The sequence below is a fragment of the Streptomyces griseomycini genome (assembly GCF_014203535.1).
Taxonomy (GTDB): Bacteria; Actinomycetota; Actinomycetes; order Streptomycetales; family Streptomycetaceae; genus Streptomyces; species Streptomyces griseomycini.
On sequence record NZ_JACHJI010000009.1, the window covers coordinates 210,955 to 224,884 of the forward strand.

Sequence of the window (13,930 nt, forward strand, 5' to 3'; positions counted from 1 at the left end):
GCACACAACCGGCGGTCCGGCCCGCCACCAGACTTTCATCCACCTTTGACACCAGGAGCGCAGTGATTGTGCCGTCCTCGTCCTCAGCGGTGATCGAAACCGTTCTCGAACAGTCCTCCCGAGTCCTGCAGACGTATGCGGTGGACCCCGGCCTCGTGGCCGAACACGCCAATGGCGAGCGTCGTATCACGCAGGGCGGGTACGGTGATCGCCAGCTTTTCGAGCTCGTCCAGAACGCGGCCGACGAAATCGCGGGCGAACCTGGCGGACGCGTCCACGTGGTCCTCACAGAGTCCCACCTGTACTGCGCCAACGAGGGAAACCCGGTCACCCCGGAAGGGGCGGAGACCATCCTTCGAATGAGCATGTCGAAGAAGCGTGGCGGGCAGATCGGACGCTTCGGGGTCGGTGTGAAGTCGGTCCTCGTGGTGACCGACGCGCCGGAATTCTTCAGCCGCACCGGAAGTTTCGGATTCGACCGCGCCTGGTCCTACGAGCAGATCAAGGCCGTGCCCGGTGTGACGGAGCGCTACGGCCCGGAGTTCGACGCACCCGTCCTGCGGATGGCCCGCCCACTCGACATGCGGGCCGAGCGCGCCTCCGACCCCGTACTGGACCAGCTGTTGACCTGGGCGACCACGGTCGTGCGGCTCCCGCTGCTCCCGAAGGCCGATGACCGGCTGGGCAAGGACATGCACGGCAACCGTGGCAAGGACCACGGCGAGCCCCGTGAGGAGTTCCCGGTCGGGTTCCAGCTCTTCTCGCCTCACGTCGCCAAGGTCGTGCTGGAGGATCACCGTCCCAGGCCCATGGCGCGCCGGATCCTGACCTCCCAGCAGACCGGTGACCTGCACACCGTAACCGAGGAGCGCACGGGGAAGGCTCTCTCCACGGAGCGGTGGCGCGTGTTCACCACCACGCACGAGCCGGGTCCCGCGGCCCGTGCGGACGCCGGAGAGCTGCACGACCGGGTCGCACTCGACCTGTCCTGGGCCGTCCCCGCGCTGGAACGGGACGCCGAGAGCGGCCTGCACGTCAGCCCTCGCTCCCGTGGCCGCGGCAAGTTCTGGTCCTTCTTCCCCACCAAGTACGAGATGTCGCTCAGCGGCATCCTCAACGGGGCGTGGAAGACCAACGAGGACCGGCAGAACCTGCTCGACTCCTCCCCGTTCAACCAGGAAATGATCAGAGTGTCGGCGAAGCTGGTCGTCGACTCCCTCCCCGCACTCGCCCCGGCCGAGGACCCAGCCGCTTACCTCCCGCTGCTCCCCGGTCGTGTGAAGGAGTCGATCAGCTGGGCGGACGAGTTCCTGACCCGGGAGATCTGGGCCCGCACCGCTACCAGTCCCTCTCTGCCCGACCAGGACGGTGTCCTGCGCGCCCCCAAGCACCTGCGCGTCCACCCGCGGCTGGACAAGGACCTGAAGCAGCTCACGCGATGGCTGCGGATGTGGCACGAGTGCCCCGGGCGTCCTTCGGACTGGCTGCACCCGAGCGTGGAGGCCGACGCCCTGCGCTCCGGCAAGGTCGAGCACGTCCTCGGTGCCGCCGGACACGAGCGGGCCGGGGTCCGCGACTGGCTGGAGGCCCTCGTCGCGAACGGCACCGTCGAGGCGTCGGCGGTGGCCGTCCGCATCCTGGCCGACATGATCGAGAAGCGCTCCCCCTTCGCCGACGAGGCCCGCAAGGCCCACATCGTGCTGACCGAGGAGCACGGGCTGGTCCCCCCGGTCCACGGCAAGGTGTTCCGCCGGGCCGAGCACCAGGACGGGCTGCGCGAGTCCACGGTGTACGTCGTCGACGAGCTCGCCCAGGACCCATCGCTGGCGCACGCGCTCAACGTCCTCGGCATCCGCGAGGCCGACGTGGAGGGCCGGTTCGCCAGTGTCCTCGACCAGGGCTTCGACCACTACGGGGAGTCCGACTGGGAGCGCTTCTGGGAGCTGTTCCGTCAGGCCGGCATCCGTCGGCTGGCCCACAAGGTCCTGGAGCGCGTGCCCGACCCGCGCACGACGCTCCGGGTACGGACGGCCGACAAGCACTTCCGACCGGTCGCGGACTGCATGCTGCCCGGTGTCGTCGTCGATGCCGAGCGCGATCCGAGCGTCGCCGTCGACATGGCGTTCCACTCCGACGACGCGTCCTTCTTCTCCCTGATCGGCCTGCGGGATCGGCCGGCCGGCGGCGTGCAGCCGCAGGCCGACGAGGCCTGGTTCGAAGAGTACCGAGCAGCCGTCCACGCTTCCTACCTGCGTTCTCTGGACAGCCGTGCCCCGCGCCCCGCGCTGAACAGGATGAAGGTCGAGGGTGCCGCGATCGGTGGCCCCCTCCATCTCTTCCGCGACCTGTCCGAGGAGTCCCGCGCCGCCTTCCTGAAGGCGCTGCCCGACGACGCCGTGGTGGACAACTGGACGCGTCAGTTCGGCGCCCAGACCAGTACTCGGCAGGCGGTGATGTCCCCGATCCGATGGATGCTGCGCAAGCACGGCAGGGTCACCACCTCCCAGGGGATCAAGCCACTGACGGAGGCCGTCGGCCCCCAGCTCGCCGCCTACCGCGATGTGCTGCCGGTCGCCGACATCTCCCCCGAGAAGGCCCGCAAGCTGCGACTGCCGATCACCGTCGACGAGGTTCCCGCCGACCGCTGGGACGCGCTTCTCGCCGAGGTGTCCCGCAGCGAGGACGACGCCTTCGTCGGCGCCACCTACGTGATGCTGACCCGGTTCGGGGCGGATTTCCCCGAGGACTCCCTCACTCGCTGCCGGATCGGTGACACCTGGGACACCCGTCCCGACGACGAGATCACCCTCGCCGTCGGTGCCGCCGAGTACCGGGCCCTGCGGGCCGAGCAGCTCCCCGCCCTGCTCGTGCCGACCGCCGAGGACGCCGAACTGATGGTCGAGAAGTGGGGCATGCTCCGCTACGCCGACGTGATCAGTCGGGAGACCCGCGAGGTGCCCGAGGGCGACCCCGTTCCCCTCGTCGAGCTGTTCCCGGCGCTGCGGCAGCGCCTGAACAGCGGCAACCGGAACAGCATGGTGCAGCGGTGCACCGAGTTGGAAGAGGTCACGCGTACTCCCAACGGCACGCACGCCTCTCCCCTGGACGCCGTGCGTCAGAACGGCACGGTCAAGATCCTCGTACCGCGTGAGCCCGAGCCCATGCTGCGGCTGATCGACCGCGAGCTCGGCCTCGGCCTGGGCGCGTCCGGATGCCGCGCGGTGTTGGAGCATCAGGACCGCATGGCCAAGGACAGTGCGCTGAAGGCGGCACAGAAGGCCGTGCGCGACGCCGAGGACGTCGTGACCAAACTCGAGCTGCTGATCGGCGCGGACGCGCTCAGGGCCGGCCTGCCTGAAGGGCTGATGGACGCCGAGCTGCAGGCGACCGGCGGCGTGGAGCCGTCCGGGCGCCGCATCGCCCAGATGGCGTTCAACGCGCACGGCGACGGGGTGCTCCAGCAGCACGCCCGGGACATCCAGGCACGCTTCCCCAACGCACCGGTGGGGTACGGGGGTTCGTCGGCCGCCATCGCATTCGTCTCCGACCTGCGCCTGCCTGTGACGTTCGCCGGTTCCAGGACTCCCTCACCGCCCTCCTCCGAGACGATCGAGGGGCCCCGGGACTTCCCCAGGCTCCACGACTACCAGGAGGACCTGGTTCGGAACATCTCCACCCTGCTCGACCGGCTCGCCCCGCAGCGCGGCATGCTGTCCCTGCCCACGGGCGCCGGCAAGACACGGGTCACCGCCGAGGCCGTGATCCGCTGGGTGAAGCGGGTCGGTGACCTCAAGGGGCCCTTGCTGTGGATAGCGCAGACCGAGGAACTGTGCGAACAGGCTGTACAGAGCTGGAAGTTCGTCTGGAGCAAGGTCGGCGCCGAGCGCCCTCTGACCATCAGCCGGCTGTGGAGCAGCAACGAGGCCGGCAACGTCGTCGAGCATCCCCATCTGGTGGTCGCCACGGACGCGAAACTGGAGCGGTGCCTGGGCACCGACCAGTACGCGTGGCTGCGTGAGCCCGCGCTCGTGATCGTGGACGAGGCGCACACCGCCATCTCCAAGCGGTACACGGAGGTCCTCGGCCTGTTGGGCCTGACCCAGTACGAGACGCGCCGGCATCTGCTCGGCCTGACCGCCACCCCGTTCCGCAACACCAACGAGGACGAAACGCGCCGACTGATCACCCGCTTCGGCAACCGACGACTCGACGAAGGCGTGTTCCCGTCCGGCGACCCGTACCGGGATCTGCAGGAGTGGGGCATGCTCGCCCAGGTCGAGCACCGCACCCTGGAGGGCGGTCGGATCGTGCTCGACCAGGAGGAGAAGACGCACGCCGAACGCATGGCGATGCTGTCCCGCGCCGCCGAGCAGCGGCTCGCCGACGACCACGAGCGGAGTCTGCGCATCGTCGAATCGGTGGCCGCACTGCCGCCGGACTGGCCGACGCTGCTCTTCGCCACCTCCGTCGACCACGCCAAGTACCTGGCGGCCATGCTCAACGACCGAGGAGTCCGGTCCGCCGCCGTGGATTCGACGACCAGTACGCAGGACCGTCGGACGCGGATCGAGAACTTCAGGAGCGGCCGCATCCGTGTACTCACCAACTACGGAGTCCTCACCCAGGGGTTCGACGCGCCCGCGACCCGGGTCGTGGTGGTGGCACGGCCGGTCTACAGCACCAACGTGTACCAGCAGATGATCGGTCGCGGCCTGCGCGGCCCCAAGAACGGCGGCAAGGACACCTGCCTGATCCTCAACGTCGACGACAACATCGCCAACTTCGACACCGCGCTGGCCTTCACCCAGTTCGAGCACCTCTGGAGCCGTACGTGACCGACGTCTACCTCGGCAGTCCGCCGCTCACCGCCGAGCAGCGGACCGTCGTCGAGCAGCCCTGGGACGCACGGGTCCTGGTCACCGCCGGGGCCGGCGCGGGGAAGACGCACACGCTGGTGCGTCGACTCGACGCCCTGTGCGGGCACGAGGATCCGGAGGAGTCGCTGGAAGCCACCGACATTCTGGTGCTCACCTTCTCGCGGGCGGCCGCCCGTGAGTTGCGTGAGCGCATCACCCGGCACGGGGACCGGGCCCGCCGGGTGCGCGCCCAGACCTTCGACGCCTGGGCGTACGGGGTGCTCCTCCAGGCGTACCCGGACCGGGACTGGACCACGACCTCCTTCGACGAGCGGATCAGGGCCGCGGCCGAGGCCGTCGAGGAGGGCGCGCTGGAGGCCGGCGACTCGGTCCCGCCGTCCCATGTGGTGATCGACGAGGTGCAGGACCTGCTGGGCGACCGTCGGGAACTGGTGGAGTCACTGCTCGACCGCTACCAGGACACCTGCGGTTTCACCGTGGTCGGTGACGCCGCCCAGTCCGTGTACGGCTTCCAGATCGAGGACCCGGCCGAGCGCAACGACGAGACCGGCCGGTTCTTCGAATGGTTGCGCAGCTCGTACCCCGACGACCTGGTGGAGCTGCGTCTCACCGAGAACTTCCGGGCCGTCACCCCGGAGGCACGGGTCGCGCTGTCTCACGGCCCCCGGCTCCAGCGGGTCCGGGACGCGGACGAGGCCGCCACGCTGTACGAGGAACTGCGCGACCTCCTCCTGGACCCGGTGAACTCGCTGGGCGATCTCACCGACGAGTACACGCTGCAGGGTCTGCGGGACCTCGACGACACCTGCGCCGTCCTCACCCGCGACAACCGGCAGGCGCTGGTGGTCTCCCGGCTGCTCCACGAGAACGGCATCGGGCACCGGCTGCGCCGTCCTCTCGAGGAGCGACCGGTGCCCTACTGGGTGGCCGAGCTGCTGCGCCGTACCGAGGCGACCGGCCTGTCCGAGGACCGGTTCCGCTCGTTGCTGGAACAGATCCCGCTGCCCCACGAACCGAACGCGGGCGCCCTGTGGACGGTGCTGCGACGCGCCACCCGCTCGCCCGGACGCACCGCCCTCGATCTGGACCGGCTGCGTCGCCTGGTCACCGACGGCCGCTTCCCCGACGAGGCGGCCGACCCGGAGACGGCGCGGATCGTCGTCTCCACCGTGCACCGGGCCAAGGGGTTGGAGTTCGACCGGGTGATCGTCCTGACTCCGCCGACCGTCGCCGAACTCCACAAGCAGTACGGTGCCGAGGCGGACCTCCCCGCGGAGGCCCGCGCCCTGTACGTGGCGATGACCCGCGCCCGGCAGGACCTCTACCACGTCCGCTCCCCCGAGTTGCCGATCATCAAGAGGGCGGGGAACCGCAAGAACGGTCGACGGTTCGTCGGCGGGTGGCGGTCGTACGACAGGTTCGGCGTGGTGGCCGAGGCCGGTGACGTCTGCCGGGACAACCCGCCCGGTCACGCGACCGACGCCGTGGCGACCCAGACCTACCTCCTGCATGAGGTAGGTCCCGGTCAGGAGGTACTGCTGCGCAAGCGTCACGATCTGCCGGCGGGTGAGGCCCAGAGCCCGCCGTACGCCCTGCTGCACCGGGGACGGGAGATAGGCGAGGCCTCGGAGCGGTTCCGGCAGGAGCTGTTCCGGGTGCAGAAGGTGAACCGGACGTGGGACCCGTGGTGGCCCGACGAGATCCACGGCCTGCGGATCGACACCTTGGAGACGGTGACGGGCAGCGTCGCGGCCGGCGCCAACGCGGGCCTGGGCGACCGAGGTGTGTGGATCGTGCCGCGGATCACCGGCATCGGCATGTTTCGGCGGGCTGACGACGAAGAGGAGCAGGGCGCATGACGCACGTGGCAGGTCGGCACTCCGAGCACTATCGGGTGCGGGACGAGGAACTCCTCGCGGGACTGCGCAGGGAACTCTTCGGCCCCGCCGAGGACGCTGCACCGGAGGACCGGGACGAGGTTCTCGCTCAGGACGCGCCGATCGACCGTTACCTGACCGGCGTGCTGTATCCGCGTGCCTCGCGGGAGCGCAGGGCCGAGAACGCGGCCGAGCAGGACGGGCTGGACGCAGCGCCCGTTCTCGCCCGGGAGGACGCCGAGGAGTCCGGTGCCGCGCAGGAATCCGGTGTCTCGGGCGACAAGCGCCCGTCCTCCATGGGTCTGACCTTCGCGGTCGACCCGGCCATAAGCGACACGATCGTGGTCTCGACGCGCGCGGCGGTCTACGAGCCCACCGATGCGGACGGCAACCCGGTCCCCGCCCGCCGCGCCGAGGCCCGGACCGTCGCGGAGCAGCGGGAGCGGTGGCGGCGCAAGGAACTCCAGCTCCCCGAGAAGAGCATCGACGTGACCGCTTCCACCCCGGGCGAGGTGATCGACCTCGTGCCGGACAAGGTCGCCCTGCACGTCATCGTCCGCCGCCCCGATCCGACCAGCGGCACGGTCACCGTCACGGTCACGCTGATCAACAGGCAGAAAGTCGGTGAGCGGGACCTCCAGGACGCCTTCGCCCTGTTCCAGTGCGGTCTGACGGTATGGGCCGGCGACGGCTCCAGTGCCTTCGTCGAGCGGCCCGCCCCGGACGTCGCGCACGACCCGGAGGTCGCCACCGGTCGGCTGCTGCACCGTCATGCCCCGACCTTCGCCGTCGGCCACGGTTGTGCCGCCGCCTGGGACTGGGTCCCGTCGCCGATCGGCGTGACCGACAGCATCCCGGCCGCCGTCCCCGAGGTACGCAGCGAGTTCGTACCCAGCGTGGAGGTGTTGCTGACCGACTCCAATCCGGAGATCGACAGCTCGTCGTTGTCGATGCTGGGGTTGGCCGAGAAGCCCGACACCGAGGTTCTGGCCGCCCTGGAGGCACTGGCGACGGGGTACGAGGACTGGATCGCCCGCAAGTCGGTCGAAGCCGACTCCCTGGCGGGCGGCCCTCACGAACAGCCCGCGCGGGACCAGATGGAAGCCTGTCGCGAGGCGCTCGGCCGGATCCGCGGGGGCATCGAGCTGCTGCGGACCAAGCCCGACCTGATGCGGGCGTTCCGGCTCGCCAACCGTGCCATGGCCGAGCAGCGCGCCCGCAGCGCCTGGGTGAAGGGCGGACGCGTCGGCAGCCCCGACCCGTCCACAGGCCGCTGGCGTCCCTTCCAGATCGCCTTCCTGCTGCTCTGCATGGCCGGCATCGACGACCCCGCGCACGACGACCGGAAGATCTCCGACCTGCTCTGGTTCCCGACCGGTGGTGGCAAGACCGAGGCCTATCTCGGTCTGATCGCCCTGACGTCCTTCCTGCGCCGCATCCGCAAGGGCGCGAACGGCGGCGGTGTCACCGTCCTCATGCGCTACACGCTGCGGCTGCTCACCCTGCAGCAGTTCGAACGTGCGGCGATCCTGCTCTGCGCCATGGAACACATGAGGCGCCACACGCCCGAGCTGGGCAACGAGCCGTTCTCCATCGGCATGTGGGTGGGACGCTCGGCCACCCCCAACACGCTGGCCGAGGCCGCCGCCAGGCTCGACGAGCTACGTGCCGACCTCGACAAGCGTCTCGCCACCGAGAACCCCGTCCAGCTGCACGCCTGCCCCTGGTGCGGGACCCGGCTCGACGCCCGGGACTACGAGGTAGACGAGGACGCCAAGCGGATGTACATCCGCTGCCCCGGCGCGGACTGCGACTTCTCCGGCGGTCTTCCCGTCCACCTGATCGACGAGGCGGTGTACGACGCGCGTCCGACGCTGGTGATCGCCACCGTCGACAAGTTCGCGTCGATGCCGTGGCGTCCAGCGACCTCCGCACTGTTCAACCTGGACGATCCGACCGACGGCACTCCTCCCCCGGAGCTGATCGTCCAGGACGAGCTCCACCTGATCTCCGGCCCCTTGGGCACCCTCACCGGCCTCTACGAGACCGCTGTCGACGCGCTGGCCGGCCGGCCCAAGGTGATCGCCTCCACGGCGACCATCCGGCGCGCCGCCGACCAGGGCCGTCACCTCTTCGCCCGCGATGTGAGGCAGTTCCCGCCCGCCGGCCTGGACTCCCGCGACTCCTGGTTCGCCGTGGAGACCCCGCGCGAGGAGAAGGCGAGCCGCCGCTACGTCGGCCTCCTGGCTCCCGGCACCAGTCAGTCCACCCTGTTGATCCGCACGTACGCCACGTTGCTGCACCGGGCCATGCACGCGGACACCGACGACAAGGTGCGCGACGCGTACTGGAGCCTCATCGGCTACTTCAACAGCCTGCGGCTGCTCTCCGCGGCCGAACTCCAGGTTCATGACGACGTGGTGGCCTATCTCGAGCTGCTCGCCGACCGCGAGGGCGTGGCGGTGCGTTCGGTGGCCAACTACTCGGAACTGACCAGCCGGATCGACGCCAGCGAGATCCCCACGCGCCTGAAGGGCATCGAGAAGAGGCTCCCGGACGAGGACACCGTGGACGTCCTGCTCGCCACCAACATGATCGCGGTCGGCGTGGACGTGGACCGACTCGGACTGATGGCCGTGATGGGCCAACCGCAGACGACCGCCGAGTACATCCAGGCCACGAGCCGCGTCGGCCGTGCCCACCCCGGCCTGGTCGCGGTCATGCTCAACTCGGCCCGAGCCCGGGACCGTTCGCACTACGAGAACTTCCAGCACTACCACTCGGCCCTCTACCGCGAGGTCGAGTCCACCTCCGTCACCCCGTTCTCCGCCCGAGCGCGCGAACGGGGACTGCACGCGGTGATCGTCGCTCTGGCCCGCATCCTGGTCCCGGCAGCCCGCCCGAACGAGGGCGCCGGACGGGTCGAGTCCTACGAGCACATCCTTCGGGGCCGCATCAGGTCCCTGCTCCTGGACCGCGTCCACGCGGTCACTCCCTCGGAGGCCGCGGCCGTGGAGCAGGGCTTCGACGAGTTCGTCGACTGGTGGTGCCAGGAGGCCGACGTTCACGGCGAGTTGCTCTTCGAGCCGAAGCGGGGCAACCGTGCCCCTTCGATCCTGAAGTCGTACGACGACGACTCCGAGGACCGCGAGGCGTGGCCCACCCTGTGGAGCCTGCGCGACGTCGACGCCGAGTCCGCCCTTTTCATGGAGGGAACCCGATGACCCCGCCCCCCAACCGTCGCCGTCGGACCGCGGCGAACGGCACCGCCCCGGCTCACAACCTCCCCCGCCGCGGCACGGTCCGCCGGGCCCAGGTGATCAGCACGTACGGTGTCGGGTCGCTCATCGCCGTCGACCACGAGTCCTTCGTCGTCTCGGGGCTGGACGAGGCCGACCGCAGCTGGCGCAGGGACGAGTCGCCCGTCGTCCATGAACGGCGACTGGCCCGACTGCTCGATGTCGACCACTTCCGACTGCCACCGGCGTCCGACGACACCAGCAAGGACGGCCTTCGGGTCCGCCGTTTCCCCTTGATGCACTCGTGTCCCGAGTGCAACGACCTGCAACCGCACCGCGACTTCTCCCCACCGGCAGGTCGAAGCATCTGCGGCACGTGCGAGGTGGATCTCGTCCCCTCCCGTTTCGTCGTCGCCTGCGAGGCCGGGCACCTCGACGAGTTCCCCTACTGGCAGTGGGTGCACCGCTCGCCCGACCGTGATTCCGCGAGGATCGGCAAGTGCGGCGGCAAGCTCAGGATGCGCACGACAGGACGCACCTCCTCGCTCCGCTCGATCGTCATCTCCTGCACCTGTGATCAGGTGCCCGAGGTCTCGATGGAGGGTTCCTTCCGCAGGAACGCGCTGAAGGACCTGCGCCTCACCTGCCGAGGTGCCCGCCCGTGGCTCGGCTCCTCCGCGACGGACCCGGCGGGGTGCGGGCTCCCGTTGCGCACCCTGCAGCGCGGTTCCTCGTCGGTGTGGCAGCCGGTGCTGAAGTCGGCGCTCTCCATCCCTCCGTGGAGCAGTGGTCGTGCCGATCCGCTCGCGGAACACTGGGCCGCGCTGCGCCAGTTCGACGACCGTGAGCACATCCGGATCTACCTCCAAGGAGCGTTCCAGGGCAACTGCCCGGTCCCGCTGGACGAGGTCATGGCCCTGCTCGACGCGGAACGCGAGGAGGACCCGGAGGACGACAAGGCACCCAGCTTCGACCACCGCTATCGCGCCCTCCGCAACAAGGAGTACGAGCGTCTGCGCTCGGGCAACGACGAGAGCGAGCAGTCCCGTGACGAGCAGTTCGTCTGTGAGACGCCACTCGGTGACCCGAGTGTGCTCCAACCGCTCGGGATCACCGGTCCGATGCTGGTGAAGAAGCTTCGCGAGGTGCGGGCCCTGAAGGCGTTCACCCGCCTCGTCGACGCCGAGTCGACGACCGATGCGAAAGAAATGCCGCTCTCCGAGAAGCCGCTGCGCTGGCTGCCGGCCATGGAGGTCCAGGGCGAGGGGGTCTTCCTGCGCCTGGACGAGAGCCGCCTGGACTCCTGGGAGAAGGCGTCGGCCGTGGTGGATCGGGTCGAGCGCATGCGTACCGCTCACCAGCGGGTGCTCGAGCAGCGGGCCGACGACCCGAACCGGGCCGTGCCGTCCCCGGCGACCCCTCGCATGGTGCTGTTGCACACCCTGGCCCACGTCCTCATCAACGAGTGGAGCCTGGAGGCGGGCTATCCGTCCGCCTCCTTGCGCGAGCGCCTGTACGCCGCGGACGACATGGCCGGAGTACTGATCTACACGGCGACGAGCGACTCGGCGGGAAGCCTCGGCGGCCTCGTCGCCCAGGGCGAACCGGAGCTCCTCGACCGTGCGGTGCGTTCGGCGATCCGCCGGGCCGAGTGGTGCTCCTCCGACCCGCTCTGCATGGAGGCCGAGGCGGCCGGCTCGACCGGGACGAATCTCGCTGCCTGCCACGCCTGCGTGATGCTCCCGGAGACGAGCTGCGAGCACAACAACATCCTGCTGGACCGCGCACTGCTGGTGGGCACTCCGGATGATCCCTCGGTGGGATTCTTCCGGCAGGTACCGACGGGCTGAAGCAAGCCTCACCGCCCGCTCTCCGCGTGGGTGGCCTCGCAGCGGCTCTGTGCGCGGTCGAGCACCTCGTCCGCGTCGTAGCCGTGAGCCCGGAGCCAGCGGAGGAAGTCCGTGACGATGTCGATCACGGACTCCTCCGCCACCGCCCGGCCCACCCTGCCGGGCCCCGGTTCGTAGGAGCAGGTCGGCGGCCTCAAGGCCGCGTACAGGTCCAGCAGCACCTCGACCCGCGTCACCGACGGGTCCCGCAGGTGACCGTCCGGTGAGGTGAGCCCGGTGGCCAGTTCGCACCACGTGACCTTGCGGTCCTCGCGGAGCTGGACGCCCCAGCGGTCGGTGAGGGCGTCGACGAGTGTCATGCCCCGACCGCCCTCGGCGTCGACGTCCGCGGCGACGAGGGCGGGCAGGGCCCGCGTGTCGGGGTCGTGGACCTCGATGCGCAGGTGCGTCTCGCTCATGGACACCACGAGCGAGCCCGGGGTGCCGACGCCGACGTGCGTGATTCCAAGGACACGGACGCCCTTGTGGTCACCGTGACGCACCGCACCTGGGCATCCTTCCTGCAAGCACTCAAGGACGACCGGCTGGCTCGCTGACCCGAGGGTTCGCAGCCACCTGTGGTGGAAGAGCACGCTCAGGCCGCTCACCGGTTCGAAGGACGGTGAGCGAGTGACGTCCGGCCGGCCGCCTCCACAGTGCCTCCCTCCCTCGGTTCCGCGCGTGGCCTGCGCGGGATGCGGACATGTAGGACGCTCCTCGTAGGACAGGGGAGTTCAAGGAGCAGAGGATCGTGAGCGCACAGCGTGCGGAGGCACCGACCCCCGCACCACTGCAGCTGAGGACCATCGGCGATATCCGGGCTGCCCTGCGGTCCGGACACGGCTTTCCCGGCGACCAGGAGACCTTCGAAGCAGATCTCCAGCGTGCGCTGGAGGCCTCGTCGGAGACGGATCTCCATGCGGTCGCCACCGTGATCGTCGACTACCGGGGGCGGATTCGTCTCTATCAGGACCCCGACTTCGACATCGCCGTGCAGGAGGGCACCGACCTGGCAGCACGACTGAAGCAGGACGGTGAGAAAGCGTGAGCGGTGCGATCGCGGCCGCTACCGCACGGGCCGCCCAATGAGCGAAGGACTTAGGAGTCGAACAGGATCTGGAAGTGCTGTGCCAGAAGCTGGAAGAGACGCATCGGCGAATCCGGCGGGCTCTGGGGGCGGATTCGCCAGGCGTGTCACCCTACAGGCCGTCTCGTGGAGCGTTCGACAACCTGCCCCACTTCCGGCCCAGAAGTCGCTCAAGCTTTCATGAAGTCGTTCGGCTTTCATCAAGGGTGGTGGCGGCAGCCGGGGCATGACGCCGCCAAAGGGCCGACGGCGTCCTCCGGACCGGCGGCCGGGGCCGGGGCCGGGGCCGGGGCCGGTGGTGATGATGCCGTCGCCCGTCGGTGCGGAGGTCGATCACCTGCCGGGTCGCGGCGGGGCGTGTCACGGACGGGGGGTTCCTCCGGGAACAGTGCGGGCGAGGAGCCGGTGACCGGCCGGCGGTGTGCGGCCCGTACCGCCGGCCGCCGTGCCGTCACCGCGCCGCTCAGCCCTCGACGTCGAGCGCCGTGCCGTACAGCCGGTCCACCTTCAGGCGGATGACCAGGCGGCGTTCGGCGACCAGTTGCTCGAGGAACGCGTCCTCGTCCTCGGGCCTCGCCGCTTGCGGGAGCATCTCGAGCAGTTCGCGTCCGACCGCGTCGCCGGGGACCGTCGTGACGGCGGAGACCTCGGCCTCGCCCTCGGCGACGGCGAACGACCACACGTCGCCGCCCGTCACGTGCAGTGCCGCGCGCGGGTCGCGCCGCAGGTGGCCGACCTTGACCCGGTCGGCCGTGGTCGAGAACCGCGCGATGCGGGCTCCGGGGTCCCAGCTGTACACCATGGTGGTCATGTGGGGGTGGCCACTGCGCTTGACGGTGGCGAGCGTGCCGAACTGCTGCTCGCCGAGCAGGTCGGAGAGGGCCTGGTCGGACAGGGGGCGGGGCGCCGGTCGTCGGGTCATGACGGCGTCAACAGCCGTGGCCGGCCAACGATTCCTCAC

Annotated in this window: 7 protein-coding genes and 1 pseudogene; 6 read left to right on the forward strand and 2 right to left on the reverse strand. The window is 70.0% G+C overall.

What is annotated here, in order from left to right; genetic code table 11:
• Window positions 1-68 precede the first annotated feature (68 nt).
• Genes FHS37_RS25445 through drmB form a run of 4 tightly spaced genes read left to right on the forward strand, consistent with a single transcriptional unit; the run spans window position 69 to window position 11,843 of the window.
• Window positions 69-4,835 carry a DEAD/DEAH box helicase gene (locus FHS37_RS25445; protein ID WP_184825483.1) on the forward strand — a complete coding sequence of 1,589 codons (4,767 nt, stop codon included), beginning with the start codon at window positions 69-71 and terminating at the stop codon, window positions 4,833-4,835.
• Window positions 4,832-6,736 carry a UvrD-helicase domain-containing protein gene (locus FHS37_RS25450; protein WP_184825227.1) on the forward strand — a complete coding sequence of 635 codons (1,905 nt, stop codon included), beginning with the start codon at window positions 4,832-4,834 and terminating at the stop codon, window positions 6,734-6,736. The genes FHS37_RS25445 and FHS37_RS25450 overlap by 4 nt, the downstream gene beginning before the upstream one ends.
• Window positions 6,733-9,978, forward strand: a complete 3,246-nt coding sequence (locus FHS37_RS25455; protein ID WP_184825229.1) for a helicase-related protein — start codon at window positions 6,733-6,735, stop codon at window positions 9,976-9,978. The genes FHS37_RS25450 and FHS37_RS25455 overlap by 4 nt, the downstream gene beginning before the upstream one ends.
• Window positions 9,975-11,843 carry an MrfA Zn-binding domain-containing protein gene (drmB, locus tag FHS37_RS25460; protein WP_184825231.1) on the forward strand — a complete coding sequence of 623 codons (1,869 nt, stop codon included), beginning with the start codon at window positions 9,975-9,977 and terminating at the stop codon, window positions 11,841-11,843. Before FHS37_RS25455 ends, drmB begins: the two co-directional genes overlap by 4 nt.
• Before the next feature lie 8 nt (window positions 11,844-11,851).
• On the opposite strand, the pseudogene FHS37_RS25465 reads toward drmB, so the two are convergent.
• Window positions 11,852-12,346, reverse strand: a pseudogene (locus FHS37_RS25465) (ATP-binding protein); the annotation flags it as partial.
• On the opposite strand from FHS37_RS25465, the gene FHS37_RS41140 reads away from it, so the two are divergent.
• Together FHS37_RS41140 and FHS37_RS25475 are read left to right on the forward strand one after the other, a co-directional pair.
• Complete coding sequence (locus FHS37_RS41140) at window positions 12,338-12,439, forward strand: DUF397 domain-containing protein (protein WP_184825235.1); 102 nt, start codon at window positions 12,338-12,340, stop codon at window positions 12,437-12,439. The pseudogene FHS37_RS25465 and the gene FHS37_RS41140 overlap by 9 nt on opposite strands.
• A gap of 194 nt (window positions 12,440-12,633) precedes the next feature.
• On the forward strand, window positions 12,634-12,930 hold the full coding sequence (locus FHS37_RS25475) for a DUF6247 family protein (RefSeq protein WP_229889820.1): 297 nt from the start codon (window positions 12,634-12,636) through the stop codon (window positions 12,928-12,930).
• Between the two features lie 502 nt (window positions 12,931-13,432).
• Here the strand turns inward: FHS37_RS25475 and FHS37_RS25480 are convergent.
• Entirely contained in the window at window positions 13,433-13,891 is a 459-nt protein-coding gene (locus tag FHS37_RS25480) for a pyridoxamine 5'-phosphate oxidase family protein (RefSeq protein WP_184825237.1), read from the reverse strand.
• Window positions 13,892-13,930: the final 39 nt, after the last annotated feature.